This is a genomic window from Streptomyces sp. NPDC059718 (genome assembly GCF_042733315.1).
GTDB lineage: Bacteria > Actinomycetota > Actinomycetes > Streptomycetales > Streptomycetaceae > Actinacidiphila.
Genome location: NZ_JBHWGA010000023.1, coordinates 102,089 through 117,828 on the forward strand (window position 1 = coordinate 102,089; position 15,740 = coordinate 117,828).

General features: G+C 73.9%; 11 protein-coding genes. 5 read left to right on the forward strand and 6 right to left on the reverse strand.

The annotated features are described in order from the left end of the window. The first annotated feature begins 58 nt into the window (after window positions 1–58). Window positions 59–4,024 carry a S8 family serine peptidase gene (locus ACFV3E_RS25440; protein ID WP_500536741.1) on the forward strand — a complete coding sequence of 1,322 codons (3,966 nt, stop codon included), beginning with the start codon at window positions 59–61 and terminating at the stop codon, window positions 4,022–4,024. Between the two features lie 240 nt (window positions 4,025–4,264). Next, window positions 4,265–4,468, forward strand: coding sequence for a cold-shock protein (locus tag ACFV3E_RS25445; RefSeq protein ID WP_326570877.1), 204 nt, complete (start codon window positions 4,265–4,267; stop codon window positions 4,466–4,468). 78 nt (window positions 4,469–4,546) lie between these two features. Here ACFV3E_RS25445 and ACFV3E_RS25450 read toward each other — a convergent pair whose 3' ends face one another. Beyond that, window positions 4,547–6,544, reverse strand: coding sequence for an AfsR/SARP family transcriptional regulator (locus tag ACFV3E_RS25450; RefSeq protein ID WP_500536742.1), 1,998 nt, complete (start codon window positions 6,542–6,544; stop codon window positions 4,547–4,549). Window positions 6,545–6,680: 136 nt separating this feature from the next. Between ACFV3E_RS25450 and ACFV3E_RS25455 the strand changes: the two genes are divergently transcribed. Next, the gene (locus tag ACFV3E_RS25455) at window positions 6,681–7,559 is read left to right on the forward strand and encodes an alpha/beta fold hydrolase (protein WP_500536743.1); all 879 of its coding nucleotides are present in this window, start codon (window positions 6,681–6,683) and stop codon (window positions 7,557–7,559) included. A gap of 103 nt (window positions 7,560–7,662) precedes the next feature. Further along, the gene (locus tag ACFV3E_RS25460; RefSeq protein ID WP_500536744.1) at window positions 7,663–8,286 is read left to right on the forward strand and encodes a DsbA family oxidoreductase; all 624 of its coding nucleotides are present in this window, start codon (window positions 7,663–7,665) and stop codon (window positions 8,284–8,286) included. A gap of 8 nt (window positions 8,287–8,294) precedes the next feature. On the opposite strand, the gene ACFV3E_RS25465 is transcribed toward ACFV3E_RS25460, so the two are convergent. Both ACFV3E_RS25465 and ACFV3E_RS25470 read right to left on the reverse strand, forming a co-directional pair. Then, on the reverse strand, window positions 8,295–8,483 hold the full coding sequence (locus ACFV3E_RS25465) for a hypothetical protein (RefSeq protein ID WP_018563668.1): 189 nt from the start codon (window positions 8,481–8,483) through the stop codon (window positions 8,295–8,297). A gap of 77 nt (window positions 8,484–8,560) precedes the next feature. After that, complete coding sequence (locus tag ACFV3E_RS25470) at window positions 8,561–9,760, reverse strand: epoxide hydrolase family protein (protein WP_500536745.1); 1,200 nt, start codon at window positions 9,758–9,760, stop codon at window positions 8,561–8,563. A gap of 222 nt (window positions 9,761–9,982) precedes the next feature. Here ACFV3E_RS25470 and ACFV3E_RS25475 point away from each other — a divergent pair, with 222 nt between their 5' ends. Then, entirely contained in the window at window positions 9,983–12,787 is a 2,805-nt protein-coding gene (locus ACFV3E_RS25475; protein WP_500536746.1) for a helix-turn-helix transcriptional regulator, read from the forward strand. A gap of 12 nt (window positions 12,788–12,799) precedes the next feature. Here the strand turns inward: ACFV3E_RS25475 and ACFV3E_RS25480 are convergent, their stop codons facing one another. The 3 genes from ACFV3E_RS25480 to asnB all read right to left on the reverse strand — a co-directional run bounded on the left by ACFV3E_RS25480 (window position 12,800) and on the right by asnB (window position 15,708). After that, the gene (locus ACFV3E_RS25480) at window positions 12,800–13,027 is read right to left on the reverse strand and encodes a hypothetical protein (protein ID WP_500536747.1); all 228 of its coding nucleotides are present in this window, start codon (window positions 13,025–13,027) and stop codon (window positions 12,800–12,802) included. A 377-nt stretch (window positions 13,028–13,404) separates the two neighbouring features. Beyond that, entirely contained in the window at window positions 13,405–13,833 is a 429-nt protein-coding gene (locus ACFV3E_RS25485) for a MarR family winged helix-turn-helix transcriptional regulator (RefSeq protein WP_500536748.1), read from the reverse strand. Between the two features lie 30 nt (window positions 13,834–13,863). Next, on the reverse strand, window positions 13,864–15,708 hold the full coding sequence (asnB, locus tag ACFV3E_RS25490; RefSeq protein ID WP_500536749.1) for an asparagine synthase (glutamine-hydrolyzing): 1,845 nt from the start codon (window positions 15,706–15,708) through the stop codon (window positions 13,864–13,866). Window positions 15,709–15,740: the final 32 nt, after the last annotated feature.

Genomic DNA, 15,740 nt, shown 5'->3' on the forward strand with positions numbered 1-15,740 from the left:
GTCCCGAAGACCCGCCGGCCCTCTGCACGTTCCTCACCCGATCACCGAAGGGCGTTGCATGTCCCACCGCTTCAGACGAGCGCGTTTGACGGCGCTCGCCGCCCTGTTGTCCACGATCGCCGCGCCTTCCGTCGCGCACGCCGCGGATCCGGACGCCCCGGCGTCCCGGGCCGCGGCCCACGCGGCCCCCGCGGCACACTCCCTCACCCTCGACGACGGCTCGGTGCTGCGCTGGTCCGACGACGGGTCAGGCACCCTGACCCGCAAGGACGGCACCACCCGGGCCTTCCCCGTGGCGGGCACGAAGGGCCGCAGCGCGTTCGGCGGCTCCCTGACCCCGTCCGCCGAGATCCTCCAGCGCCGGGCCGACGCCGCCGCGCTCACGCCGTACAGCGTGGGCGGCGCCACCGGCGCCGGCTCCGCGGTGCGCCCCCGGACCATGAACTCCGGCGCCGTCCCGCTCCCGAAGGCGGTCCGCGAGGCCGTCGGCGGCATCGGCGACCGGAGCGCGGCCCGCACCGCCGCCCCCTCCGCCGCCAAGGACCTGCCCACCAACGAGGGCCTGACCACGTCCTTCCAGTCCTATCTCAACGCGGGCGGCGTCAACGCGGTCGGTGCCTTCCGGGACACCGCGACGTACCTCCGCGCGCTGCCCGGTGAGGGCCAGGTCATCACCAACGTGTCGCTGGGCGACCTCACCGACCAGGGCATGGCCGACGCGGGCGACGAGTACGTGCGCCTCAACGGCCCCACCACGGTGCTCCGCGACGGCAAGCGCTACCTCGACTTCCCCTCCCTGCCGCTCATACCGACCTACACCAGCGACAACAAGGGCCGCCTCGACCCGGCCGGCGCCATCGAGGGCCAGGACCCCAACCTCGCCGAAGTGCTGCTCGACTTCTCGATGATGGCCCCGCTGCCGCACGACCGGCAGCGCCCGGAGGCCACCGGCAGCGGCGCCACCGACCTGCTGGGCATCGCGCCCGGGGCGCAGTACCGGCTCGTGATCCCCGAGGAGCCCTCGGCCACCGGCATCGCGGCCGCGCTGCGGGCCGCGGCCGCCCAGAAGCCCCGGCCGGACGTCATCACCGCGAGCCTCGGCTTCGGCACGGACGGCTCGATCGGCTTCCCCTCGCGGTGGCTGGAGGACGACCCGGAGATCAGGGACACCCTGCGCGCCATCGTGGACTCGGGGATCGTCGTGGTCGTGTCGTCCAACGACGGCACCCGCCTGGGCCTGCCGGTGTCGGTCGGCCCCGACGGCGGCAGCACCCCGACCGACGTGACGTCGAGCAGCCGCGCGCAGACGTCCATCGACGACGTCGCCCCCACCACCACCCCCACCCTGGTCCGTGACACCGGGGTGATCGCCGCCGGCGGCACCACCGTCGACGACACCCTGAGCTCGGACGACGTACGCACCGCCGTCTACCCGACCACCCGCTACAACGGCTCCGCCGGCTACTCCTCGGGGTTCGGCACCCGGATCGACCTGGCGGCGCCCGGCGACAACCTGCCCTCGCTGATCCACACACCGGACGGGCCGGGCGTGGTGCTCAACGGCGGCACCTCGGCCTCGGCCCCGATGATCGCCGCCGCGGCGGCCAACGTGCTGGCGGCCGCCGAGGCGACCGGGCAGAAGCTCAGCCCGCGTGAGGTCCGGAAGCTGCTGGTGGACACCGGCCGCCCGATCGCCCAGCCCCCGCAGGCCGACCGGGAACTGCGCATGGGCCCGCAGCTGGACGTGACCGCGGCGGTGGAGAAGGTGCTCGCCAAGCGCCATTCGCTCACCCCGGCCGCGGTGCGGCTGTCCGTCGCCGAGCGCCAGCTGCTGTCGGTGAGCCCGACCACCGCCTTCGTCGAGGCCACCGATCCCTCCGCGATCGACCTGGCGGGCCCCGCCGACGCCTGGGGCAACCCGTCCGGGCAGAACGCGGTCTCACCCATCACCTTCGGTCTCGACCTCACCGGCGGGCACCGGAAGCTGACGTACCGTCTGCGCGTCGGCGAGCACGGCACGATCCCGTCCGCCGGCCCGAGCCTGCGCGTCCTGCCGCGTGAGCTGCTGGCCGCCGCCGGCCTGCCCCTCGCCTCCGGCGAAGCGCGCACCGTGCAGGTGACGTTCGAGGCGCTCGACGGGCACAAGGTGGTGGCCTCGACCGGTCAGCGGCTCACCTTCGGCGCCGCCGACGGCACCTATGTGCAGCCGAAGGCCCCGACCGCGCCCGGCTCGTCCCCGCTGGGCAAGTCCGTCACCGTGCACTACGACCTCACCGGCCTGCGGGACGCGACCGCCCCCGAGCTGGTGCTCTCCTCGGTCGGCCACTGGACGCCCTTCACCACCAGCGACAAGTGGCGTGCCCAGTGGCGCACCCCGCTCACCGGCACCAAGGGCACGGTGACCATCCCCGCCGCCGCCTTCGCGCCGGGTGGCGCCGGGCTCTACGGCATCGGCGTCACGCTCTACGACGGCCAGGTCTTCGGGGACTTCCGCGCGCTGCGCGTCGGACCCGGCGCCGACCAGCGGCCGCAGGCACCGCTGCTGGGACAGGGGAAGTCCGCCACGGCGCACGCCGTCGAACTGACCCGGGCCACGCCGCGGTTGACGGTCTCCTGGGACGCCTCCTCGGCTCCGCACGCCGACGGCGCGGCCATCGAGTTCCTCACCCCGGCACCCACCCTGTACGGGGCGCTCAACACCGCCACCAACCAGAACGGCAGCGGCCGCGACGACAACGGCGTCGACCACGCCTCCACCCTCTTCCGGGCCCTGCCGTCGGTGAAGGGCCGCACCGTGCTCGACCTCAAGGCCCTCGGCCTGCCGACCGGACTGCAGTACCCGGTCCGGGTCCTGCCCACGCGGGCGGGCAAGCCCGTCGGGCAGGCCTCGCCCACGTCGTTCGTGCAGTACCTCGACGGCGACACGGTCTCCGGCACCCTGGAGAACATCGAGGTCAGCGGGGGCACGGCGCTGCTCGCCACCGACGACTTCGCCGAGGGCGACGACGGCTGGATCCACCTGGAGGGCTCGGCCACCACCGCGTACTCGCTCTCCGAGGGAACCCTCGGCACCACGGTGTCCCGCGAGACCGGCACCTCGATGATGCAGGAGGTCCTGGGGGCCGACGCCGGCACGGGACACACCCTGATCGGCCACCGGCCGTTCGACGGCGGTGTGCTCCCCGAGGTCGACCTGCGTGACACGAAGACCGGTGCGCGCGTGAAGCTCAGCGCCCTCGATCCGGGCACCGGCTCGACGTCGGTGTACTTCCAGGGCGGAGCCGTCGACCCGGCCCGGCACCGGGCGGCCGTGACGACCTTCGACGGGGTCTCGGGCGTGGCCTCGCTGTGGACCGTCGACATGGCCACCGGCAAGGTCTCCGCGCCGATCCCGCTCAACGCGGACAACCCGGGGCGGGCCTTCGGCAACGTCTCCGTCGACGCGTCCACCGGCACGTTCTTCGTGGCCACCACCGGCACCATGGGGCCCTGCCTGTCCGGGCGCGTCCCCTACTGGGCCGTCTCGGTCGACGCCGGCACCCGTGAGGTGTCGCCGCTGACCACCATGCCCGCCTGCACCGCCGGGCTCCTGCCCGACGGCAAGGGCGACCGGGTGTACGTCGCCGCGGGACCCGCCACCCCCAGCTACACCACGGGCGAGTTCCCGACCGGCACCTGGCGTTCGGCCGACCAGAAGTCCCTGGCCACCTCCGCGCCGGCCGACCTGGGCACCCGGGGCGTCATGTGGCCGGTGCTCGACACCCGGCACCACGTCGCCCTCGTCGCCCACCTGTACGAGGAGGCCACCACCGGCGACAACAACGCCCTCAGCGAGATCACCGTCCTCGACCCCGACACCGGGAAGGTGCTCGCCCGGCACCCCGTCGCCAACCTCGTCAACTCCACGCTGAGCACGTCCAACTTCGACTTCACCAGCCGGCGCGGCCTGTTCCTCGACCCCGCCACGCGTACCGTCTTCCTGGTGAACCCCTGGGCCAACGGCCTCCAGCGGTTCACCTACTGACCGGACACCCACGGGGCCGGGTCCGCCACGACCGGTGGCGGACCCGGCCCCGTGGTCGTCCGACGACGCCTGTGCTAGGTTGATCGCGTTGCAGTTTTGGTACCCATGAACTTTACGTGCACCTGCCGGGATGTGACCGACAGGTGCATTTTTTGTTTTCCGGTTGTCCCGGAGGGGTCATTGCGGCGACGGAAGTCCGCAAAGTGCGGGCTTCATGTACTGCTCCCGAAGGAGATTCCCATGGCGACCGGCACCGTGAAGTGGTTCAACTCGGAAAAGGGCTTCGGCTTCATCGAGCAGGACGGCGGCGGCGCCGACGTCTTCGCTCACTACTCCAACATCGCCACCCAGGGCTTCCGTGAGCTCCAGGAGGGCCAGAAGGTGAGCTTCGACGTCACGCAGGGCCAGAAGGGCCCGCAGGCCGAGAACATCCTCCCCATCTGACCCACCGGGGATGTAAGGGGCCGGCACCTCACGGGGTGCCGGCCCTTCCTCTTTCGGGGCGGTGCGGGCACGTCGGGTCTACGCGGCGAGCGCCGCGGCGAGGTCGACCAGGTACCGGTCCACCGGGCCCGCGGTGAGCAGACCGCTGCCCGCGCCCGCGAGTTCCCCGGCGGCGGGGAGCAGGCGGGCGTGGAGCGCCTCCAGGGCGTCGCGGTCGCCGAGCTCGACGGCGAGCACGGACTGCACGCAGCACAGTGCCTCGTACATCAGGTCGGGGGGTGGCTCGGGCAGGGCCCGCAGGGCCGTCAGGGCCTCGGCGCGGCGGCCGGCGCGCAGCAGGACGAAGGGTTCGGCCCACGGCCGGTACGGCCCCCACTCCGCCGCGGGGTCGACACGCTCGGCGATCCGCGCCGCCGGGACGCTGCCGTCGGCCAGGTCGAGGCAGAGCAGCGCGAGCGGCAGCAGACCCCGTTCGACACCCGGCATCCCGGCGCCCTCCAGTCGTGCGGCGGCGGCCCGGTAGGCGGCCCCGGCCCGCGGCCCGCCCCCGGAGGCCGCCGTCCGCAGGGCCCGGTACCACTGCGTGAACACGCCCGCCAGGGGCAGTTCGTGGCGTTCGGCCAGGACGTCGACGGCGGCGGCGTGCACGTCGGCCGCGGGGAGGTCGGCGAGCGCGCTGCGGGCCTGGACGCGGATCAGGTGACCGAGCACCTCGTACGTCGTCAGCCCGTGCCGCCGGGCCAGCGCCACCAGTTCGGCACCGATCGCGTCCCGCCGCGGCGCGAGGCCCGCCCGGGCGCAGGTCTGCATGAACACCCCGTTGAGCGCGAAGGCCAGGAGCGCCGGGTCGTCGAGCCGGCGGGCCGTCTCCTCGGCCTGCCGGGCCGCCAGCGATCCGCGGGCGGAGCGGATGCCGCGCGTCTCCACCGCGATCGTGGCCAGCAGGCGGCAGCGTGCGCTCTCGTGCGCGGCGTCCGCGGGCAGGGCGGCCAGGGTGCGCTCGGCGGCGGCGACGATACGGCGGGCCTGCTCCGGGTCGTCGCTGCGGGTCCAGATCGCGGGGACGTCGTAGGCACCGATCACCCGGGCGGTCAGCTCCGGGTCGCCGGACTCCTCCGCCGCGGCGACGGCCGCCAGGCGGTGCTCCCGGGTGGCCGCCAGGCCGCCGCCCCCGGTCAGCGCGAGATTGCGGAGGAGGCCGACCGTCGACTCCAGCCGTGCGCGGGCCCCGGCGGCGACCGTGCGGTCGTACGCCTCGGCCGCCCGGGCCCACACCCGGGCGGCCGCGTCGCCCGGGCCGGCGGGCGCGGGCGCCGGCGGGTCCAGGCGCGGGTCCTGGGCGAGCATGTCCGCCTCCAGGCGGCGCAGCGCCGCTCCCGGGTCGAGCCCCAGTCCGCGGGCCAGCATCGCGCGGGCCCGGCGCAGCACGGCGAGCGCGTCCCCCTGACGGCCCGACCGGTACAGCGCGAGCGCCAGCAGCCGCCAGGCGTCCTCCCGCCACGGATGCGCGATCAGGTGCGCGTCCAGGTCGGGCACCGCCTCTGCGGCAAGGCCCAGCTCCAGCCGGGCCTCGGCCCGCCGTTCCACCGCCCGCAGCCGCAGTTCGGCGAGGCGGGAGCGCTCGCCGCGGGCCCACTCCCGGTCGGCGTACTCGCCGTACGAGGGACCGCGCCACAGTTCCAGCGCCTCCTCGAGCCGCGTCAGCGCCGCTGCGGGCGGGAGTGCCGCGGCGGCGTCGACGGCGGACTCGAACCGCCAGGCGTCCACGGCGTCCGGGTCCGCCCGCAGCGCGTACCCGGTGCCCGCGGTGACCAGCAGCCGGGCGGGCGCGCGGGGCGGCCGCTCCGGTTCCAGCTCGCGGCGCAACGCCCCGACGAAGGTCTGCACGGCCCCGACGGCGCCGGCCGGGGGTTCGTCCCACAGGTCCGCCACCAGGCGGGTCACCGGTACGACGCGACGGCGCGCCAGCACCAGCCGCGCCAGCACCTCCCGGTGCCGAGGGCCCTTGAGCGCCAGTGCGCGACCGTCGCCGTCCCAGGCGACGACCGGCCCGAGCACACCGAAAGCGACCAGCACCCTGCCCACCTCTCCGGCCGACCTCCCCGCTGCCACGGTACGCGCTGACCGGATGCTGATTCGCGGGCGGGAGGCTCGGGACGTCCGCCGCCGCCGGGCACGTCACTCCCCCGCCACCGAACGAGAGCAGCGCACCATGACACCGGTCCTCCCCGGCTTCGCCTACCACCGCGTCCCCGTCGCCGACGGCGTCGCCCTCAACGTCGCCGTCGGCGGCTCAGGCAGCCCCGTCGTACTCCTGCACGGCTTCCCGCAGACCCACCTCATGTGGCGGCACGTCGCCGCCGACCTGGCCGCCGACCACACCGTGATCTGCCCCGACCTGCGTGGTTACGGTGCCAGCGACAAACCGGCCCCCGCGGGACCCGCCACGTACGCCAAGCGCACCATGGCCGCGGACGTCGTCGCGCTGGCCCACGCGCTCGGTCACGACCGTTTCGCGCTCGCCGGCCACGACCGCGGCGCCCTGGTCGCCTTCCGCGCCGGGCTCGACCATCCCGACGCGGTCAGCCGGCTGGCCGTACTCGACGTGCTGCCGACCCTGGACATGTGGGACGTCCTGCGCGGCGCCGACGCGGCCGTGGGCTTCCACCTGTACCTGATGGCCCAGCCCCCGGGCCTGCCCGAGCAGATGATCGCCGCCGCCCCGGACGCCTTCTTCGGGCACTTCCTCGACGCGTGGAACCGTTCCCCGGAGACCTTCCCACCCGGCGTGCGCGCCGCCTACCTCGACGCGTGCCGCGCGGCCGTCCCCTCGATCGTGGCCGACTACCGCGCCTCGGCGACCGTCGACGCCGACCACGACCGCGCCGACCGGGCCGCAGGCCGGCGGCTCCGGATGCCGGTCGCGGTCCTCCAGCAGGACTGGGGCGCCGCCCTCGGCTACGACGCCCGCGCCCTCTGGCAGGCCTGGGCCCCCGACCTGACGCACACCACGGTCGGTTGCGGCCACTTCATGGCGGAGGAGGACCCGGGACTCGTCGCGTCGGCCCTGCGCGCACTCGTCGCCTCCTGAACTCCCGCAACCGGCCGCGGCCCGGGGCGGGAAGAACTTCGGAAGTGAGTTACGTTACAGATATCAGTGGTAACGAATCTCGCGAACTCGTGAGGAGCACCAGATGATCGTCACCCCCGCCCCCGGGACCTGCTCGCCGCCGCACACCGCGACCGCCGAGCACTGGTTCGACTTCATCTGCCCCTACTGCTACGTGGCCCAGGACCGCACCCGGATCCTCCGTGAGCACGGCATCCGCGTGGTCGGGCACGCGCTGCGGAGCCACCCCTGGACGGGGCCCGGCGGCAGCCCTCCCGGCCGGCGCACGGACCCCGCATACGCGCTCCTCGCCCACGAGGCCGAGGCGGCGGGCCTGCCGCTGCGCCGGACGGACCGCGTCACCCACTCGCGCCCCGCACTGGAAGCCCACGCATGGCTCGCCGCGGGCGACCCGGAAGCCGCCGGCCGCTTCGCCACCGCGGTGTTCGCGGCCAACTTCGCCGACGGCCTCGACATCGGGTCCCGGGAGCTGCTGGTCTCCCTCGCCGAGGAGGCCGGGGGCGACGCGGACGGGCTGCACGCCGCCTGGGGCTCCGCGGCGATGGCCGAAGGGCTGGCCGCGTCGGAGCTGCTCGCCTGGCGGCACGGCGTCCACGCCGCACCCACCTGGGTATCCGGACGCCACGGGATCGCCGGGCTGCGGCCCCCGCAGTCGTTCCGCGACTGGGCAGCGGCGCTCGCCTCGTGAGGTACGGCCTACTTCAGCAGCGCCTCCATGTGGGCCGCGGCCTCACGGGCGGCCTCGTCCGGGGTGCGGCCCTGCTCGCGGGCGAACAGGTAGGCGGCGTACCAGTCCCACCAGTGGTGCTCCGGGGCAGTCGCCTCGTAGGCGCCGTGGCGGTCCTCGGTCTCGTGCAGGAGCCCGGCGAGGGTCGGGACGTCCATGGCGGAACCTCCTTCGTGATGGGGCCCGGGATCCCACCGTCCCCGCGGACGGTGGGATCCCGCAACCCCGGGGCCGCCTAGCGCATCGGGCGGAAGCCCGTGCGGACCTCGTTCACGAACAGCTCCGGCTGCTCCCAGGCGGCGAAGTGCCCGCCCTTGGGGAGCCGGTTGTAGTGGACCAGGTTCGGGTAGGCCTGCTCGGCCCAGCTCCGGGGGGCCTGGTACAGCTCGTCGGGGAAGACGCTGACGGCGACGGGGAGCTTGACGCCCTTCGCGCCGAAGAACGGTGTCGTGTTCTCCCCGTACAGGCGCGCCGCGGAGACCCCCGTGTTGGTCAGCCAGAACAGCGTGATGTTGTCCAGGACGTCGTCGCGGGTCAGACCCTCGCTCACGCCGTTGAAGGACCGGGTGATCAGCTCCAGGCTGGCCTTGTCGTGGTCGAGCAGGAAGGCCGCCAGGCCCACCGGGGAGTCCGCCAGGGCGGTCAGCGACTGCGGGCGCGAGCCCATCATGTACGCGTAGTAGACGTGCCGGTACACGAAGTCGAGCTGCTCGACCGCGGCCTTCTCCTCGTCGTTGGCGAGGACGACGTCGGACGGCAGCGGGTTGCCGGCCACGATCGCCTCCTCGATCGCCGGCGGGATCACCTTCGGCATGTTGGTGTGGATGCCCACCAGGCCCTCGGGCTCCTGCACGCCCATGAGGTCCGTGACGACCGCACCCCAGTCGCCGCCCTGCGCCACGTACTTGGTGTAGCCCAGGCGCTTCATCAGCTCGCCCCAGGCGGCGGCTATGCGCTCCGGGCCCCAGCCCTTGGCGGTGGGCTTGCCGGAGAAGCCGTAGCCCGGCATCGAGGGGATCACCACGTGGAAGGCGTCGGAGGCGTCGCCGCCGTGGGCCGTCGGGTCGGTGAGCGGCTCGACGATCTTCAGCTGCTCGACGATCGAGCCCGGCCAGCCGTGCGTCACGATCACCGGCAGCGCGTCCGCGTGCTTGGAGCGCACGTGGATGAAGTGGATGTCCAGCCCGTCGATCTCGGTGACGAAGTGCGGCAGGGCCTTCAGCTTCGCCTCGACCTTGCGCCAGTCGTACTCCGTCGCCCAGTAGCGGGCGAGCTCCTTGACGGTGGCGAGCTGGGTGCCCTGGGACTGGTCGCCGACGGTCTCCTTCTCGGGGAAGCGCGTCGCCTCGATGCGTGCGCGCAGGTCCGCGAGTTCCGCATCGGAGAACTCGAACGTGAACGGACGGATCTCCGGGGTCTGCGGAGTGAAGGACATCTGGTCTCTCCTCGTTGTCTGCGGCGACCCTGCGTCGCCGGCTACGCCAAAGTGACGCGGATGCGGCAGGCATCGCCCCAGGGGAAACCCCGGGGATCGCCCCGGGGCCGCACCCCGGGCACGGCGGTCATCCCCCGGGGGCCACACCTCGGAGCAAGACACCCGAATCACCCGAATGCACTAAAATGAGCACGTCGCACAGGAGATCAGGAAGATCGACCCATGGGCGTGCCCGCCATCGACGCACAGCTGGGGCTGCGGGGCCGGGACCGGGAGCTGGCCGCGTTGGAGCGGGTGCTGGCCGCGGCACGGGCGGGCACCAGTGCCGTGCTGGTCGTACGCGGCGAGCCGGGGATCGGCAAGACCGCGCTCCTCGACCACACGGCAGCCCGGGCCACCGGCTTCTGCACCGCCGTCATCGCGGGCGTCGAGTCCGAGATGGAGCTGCCGTTCGCCAGCCTCCACCAGCTCTGCGCTCCCCTGCTGGGCCGGCTCGGTGAGCTGCCCGCACCCCAGCGGGACGCCCTGTCCGTCGCCTTCGGGCTGTGCGAAGGCCCGGCGCCCAACCGGTTCCTGGTGGGCCTGGCCGTACTGAGCCTGCTGGCAGGCGCCGCGGAGGAGCGCCCGCTGGCGTGCTTCGTCGACGACGCGCAGTGGCTCGACGACGGGTCCCGGCAAGTGCTGGCCTTCGTCGCCAGGCGGTTGATGGCCGAAGCGGTGGCGATGGTCCTGGCCGTACGCGAGCCCGACGACGACGGGGAACTGGCCGGACTCCCCGCGCTGGCCGTGGCGGGCCTCAGCGAACCCGACGCGCGCGCCCTGCTGGCCTCTGCCGTCCGGGTACCGCTCGATCCGCTCGTGCGGGACCGGATCGTCGCCGAGGCCCACGGCAACCCGATGGTCCTGCTGCACCTGCCGAGCACGCTCACCCCGTCCGAGCTGGCGGGCGGCTTCTGGCTCCCCGGCAGGCGTCCGGCGGCGGGACACGTGGAGAGTGCGTTCCACCAGCGGTTCCTGTCACTGCCGCGGCACTGCCGACGGCTGCTGCTGACCGCGGCGGCCGAGCCGACCGGCGACGTGGAGCTGCTGTGGCGTGCGGCCGCCGTGCAGGGGATACCGGCGGACGCCGCGGGACCGGCCGAGGCCTCGGAGCTGGTCGAGTTCGGCGCCAAGGTGCGCTTCCCGCACCCCCTGGCGCGCTCGGCCGTCTACCAGCGGGCGCCGGCACCCGAACGCCGGGCGGCGCACCACGCGCTGGCCGAGGCCACCGATCCCGGACTGGACCCCGATCGCCGGGCCTGGCACCGCGCCCACGCCGCCGCGCGGCCCGACGAGAGCGTCGCCTTCGACCTGGAGCGTTCGGCGTGCCGGGCGCAGGGCCGGGGAGGGGCCGCCGCCGCTGCCGCGTTCCTGCGCCAGGCGTCCGAACTCACCCCCGATCCCGCGCGCCGCGCCGGCCGCGCGTTGGCCGCCGCCCAGGCGGCCATCGACGCGGGCGGGGTGGACCGGGCGCGCACCCTGCTGGCGACCGCCGAGGCAGGCCCGCTCGACGACCTGCAGCGCGCCCGGCTGGAACGGCTGCGGGCCCGCCTGGAGTTCTCGCAGGTGCGCGGGAGCGTCGCGCCCCGGCTGCTGCTCGACGCGGCGCGTCGGCTGGAGCCGCTCGACGCCGCCCTGGCCCGGGACACCCTGCTCGAGGCGGTCGGCGCGGCGATCTTCGCGGGCGGACTCAGTGAGGGGCCCGGGCTGCGCGAGGTCGCGGAGGAGGCCCGCGCGGCACCCGAGCCCCCGGTGCCACGGACCCTCGACGTGCTCCTGGACAGCGTGGCCGCCCTGGTCCTCGACGGCTTCGGCACGAGTGTGGACGCCCTCAGGGACGCGCTGGACCGCGTCCGCCAGGACCTGCGCTCCGGCACCGTCCGCGCGGACGGCGACCGGCGCTGGCTCTGGCTGGCCTGCCCGGTGACGCCCGAACCCCTCGCGTTGGAGCTCTGGGACGACGAGGCGTGGCACGAACTGGCCTCCGGCGCGGTGGGCATCGCCCGCGCGGGCGGAGCGCTCGCCGTGCTCCCGATGGCGCTCAGCTACCAGGCGTGCTTCCACGTGCACGCCGGTGAGTTCGACACCGCGGAGGCCCTGATCGACGAGGCGACCGCGATCTCGGAGGCGACGGGCAGCGTGCCGATGATGTACACCTCGCTGCTGCTCGCCGCCTGGCGTGCGCAGGAGTCCCGGGCGCTGGACCTGATCGAGCACCACATCCGGGAGGTCGGCGAGCGCGGCGAGGGCCGCGCCCTCGGCCTCGCCGAGTACTCGACCGCCGTGCTCTACAACGGACTCGGCCGCTACGACGCCGCGCTGGAGGCGGCGACGCGCGCGTGCCGGTACGAGGACCTGGGCTTCCTCGGGTGGACCCTGTTCGAGATCGTCGAGGCGGCCGTCAGCAGCGGACGGCCGGAGGCGGCCGCCACCGCGATGGAGCGGCTCTCCGAGCGCACCCGCGCCAGCGGCACCGAGTGGGCACTGGGCATGGAGGCCTGCGCACGTGCTCTGCTGAGCGACGACGACCGCGCCGAGGCGTTCTACCGGGAGGCGGTCGAACACCTCGGCCGCTGCCGTATCGCCGTCCATCTCGCCCGCGCCCGCCTGCTGTACGGGGAGTGGCTGCGCCGCCGGAACCGCCGCCAGGAGGCCCGCGACCAACTGCGCGCCGCCCACGAGGTGTTCAGCAGGCTCAAGGCCGACGGCTTCGCCGAGCGCGCCCTCCGCGAGCTGCTGGCGACCGGTGAGACCGTACGCAAGCGGACGGTCGACACCGCGAACCGGCTGACCGGCCAGGAGGCGCAGATCGCGGCCCTGGCCAGGGAGGGACACACCAACGCCGAGATCGCCGCCCAGTTGTTCATCAGTCCGCGCACGGTGGAGTGGCACCTCGGCAACGTCTTCACCAAGCTCGGCGTCTCCGGGCGGAGGCAGCTGCGCACGGCGCTGTCCCCCGTGGGGCAGGCGACCCGGCAACGGGCCTGAGGTGCGGGCGCGTCAGCCCCGGTTCACCGTGCGGTCGGGCCTGCCGTCGGCCGGGGAGAGCCGGATCACGTGGACCTCGTCGCCCTTGCCGGCGTCCAGGGTCACGCGGACGCGGTCCGGCCCGTCCCGCTCCACCGCGACCAGGGCACAGCTGTCGCCGTTGACGAAGCCGACGTGCCGGCGGCGTGCCGTGAGCCACGACCCCTCGCCGACGTAGACCCACCACAGCGGGTCGATCACGGCAGCCCCCTCCACGACCACGAGGTCCCGGTCGGCGTGGCCGGGCGCCGCGCCAGAGGAAGCCCATCAGCAGCACGTCCTCCGGGGCGAGCCCGGGGCGGACGCCGCCGTCCGCCTCGCAGGCGGGCAGGAGCGTGCCGACGGCCCTCATCACGGGGGCGTACGCCCCGTGGTCGACGGTGTCCTGGGCCGCCGCGCCGTGCAGGGCCTCGCCGAGCCCGTGCCTGACGCGGACGTCGTCGGCGAGGGTCGCGAACCAGCTCCGGAACGCCTCCAGCGAGGTGTGGGCGGCGAGGACCTGGCCGACGGAGTCGACCAGGCGCTGCACGTCGTGCCGGTAGACGGCCGGACCGCCCGATGTCCGTGCCGTCCGGGTGTCAGTCGCGGTCCGTCAGACGCCGCAGCAGACGGCCCGCGTCGAGGACCTTGCGCACGTCCTCCGGCGGCAGGGTGCCCAGGCGCACGGCGAGGGCCTCGGCCTCGCCGCGGGCCATCCGCACGAGCTCCCGCCGGCCCGGCGCGGTCATGACCACCCGTGTGGCACGGCCGTCGGCCGGGTCGGGTTCGCGGCGGACCAGCCCGGCCGTCTCCAGTTGCGTCACCGCGGCGGTGATCGTGGGCTGGGTGCAGGCGGCCCGCTCGGCGAGGACGCCGACGCGCGAGGGACCGTACTGGTTCAGCAGGGCGAGGACGATGAGCGGGGTCGGCTGGACCCTCGGCTCGGGGCGGGCGCGGCGCAGCAGCCGCACCAGGCGGTGCAGGGACACCACGAAGTCCAGGGCGTCTTCCTCACCGACCGCCGCCATCGTCCGCCCCCTCGCGTGGTCTCCGTCGGGTCAGGGGATCCCGATCGTGGGCGAGTACAGGTCCATCCACAGCGCCAGGTCGAGGGCGCGTTCCAGGCCGTGCCGGGCGGCGTGCGTGCTGACCGGGGTGTCGGTCCTGACCGCGTCCTCCAGCCAGGTCCGGCTGACCAGGTCGAACACCGGGTGCGCGGGCTTGGCCAGCAGGTCCTTGGCGTTCTCCTGCAGCGCGACGAAGTACCCGGGGTCCTGGGTGGAGGGGTACGGGCTCTTCACCCGGTCGTAGACCGAGCGGGGCAGCACGTCCGCGGTGGCCTCGCGCAGCAGGCTCTTCTCCCTGCCGTCGAAGGACTTCAGCGACCAGGGCGCGTTGTAGACGTACTGGACCAGGCGGTGGTCGCAGAACGGGACCCTGACCTCCAGCCCGTTGGCCATGCTCGCCCGGTCCTTGCGGTCGAGGAGGATGCGCACGAAGCGGGTGAGGTGGAGGTTGCTGATGACGCGCATCCGGTACTCGAAGTCGCTCTCGCCGTCGAGGCGTTCGACGCCGGCGACCGCGCGGCGGTAGCCGTCGTGGACGTAGCCCTCCAGGTCCAGGGACTTGGCCACCTGGTCGTTGAGGATGTTGCCGTCGTCGCCGAACTCCGTCGTGAACCGCACCAGCCAGGGGAAGGTGTCGGCCCTGCGGGCCTCCTCGTCGAAGAACTGGCGGTAGCCGCCGAAGACCTCATCGGCCGACTCGCCGGAAAGCGCGACGGTGGAGTGCTGCCGGATGGCCTTGAACAGCAGGTAGAGGGAGGAGTCCATGTCGCCGAGCCCGGCCGGGATGTCACGGGCGCGGATCACCCTGGCCCGCACGTCCGGATCGGCGAGCTGGTCGGAGTCGAGGACGATGTCCTGGTGCTCGGTCCCGCAGAGTTCGGCGACGTCGTGGACGAACGGGGTGTCGGGCGTCCCGCGCAGGCTGTCGGGGACGAAGTGCTCGGTCTGGCCGACGAAGTCGACCGCGAAGCTGCGCACCTTCTCGCCCTGGTCGGCGAGTTGCCGCGCCGCGATCGCCGTCATCGCCGAGGAGTCCAGACCGCCGGAGAGCAGGGTGCAGCGCGGCACGTCGGAGACGAGCTGCCGCCGCACGATGTCCTCGAGCAGCTCGCGCACGCGCGCGATCGAGGTCTCCTTGTCGTCGGTGTGCGGCTCGGTCCGCAGCGACCAGTAGACGTGGGTGCGGATGCCACCCCGCCCGACGGTGACGACGGTGCCGGGCTCGACCTCGCGCATGCCGTCCCAGATCGCGTGACCGGGCGTCTTGACGAAGGCGAAGAGCTCCCGCAGCCCGTCCAGGGTGACGCGGCGGGGGACGAGCGGATTGGCCAGGATCGCCTTGGGCTCGGACCCGAACAGCACGCCGTCGTCGGTCGGGTAGTAGTAGAACGGCTTGATCCCCATCCGGTCGCGGATCATGACGAGCTTCTGCTCGCGGCTGTCCCAGATGGCGAAGGCGTACATGCCGTTGAGCCGTTCCGCGACGCCCTCCCCCCACTCCAGGTAGCCGCGCAGCACCACCTCGGTGTCGGAGGTGGTGGTGAAGCGGTGGCCGCGCACGGTCAGTTCCCTGCGCAGTTCGGTGAAGTTGTAGGCCTCACCCGAGTACACCATCGCCACCGCGCCGCCCTCGGGCGCCTCGGCGCTCATCGGCTGCCGGCCGCCCGGCAGGTCGATGATCGCGAGCCTGCGGTGTCCGAGCGCGGCGGGTCCGTCGACCCACGTGCCGCGGTCGTCAGGCCCACGGCAGGCCATCGTCTCGGTCATCGCGTCGACTGTTTCCTGCTCGTTCCCCAGGTCCCTGCGGAACGAGATCCATCCGGCGATTCCGCACATGCGTATGCCTCCGGGCTCTCGCTGTGCCCGTC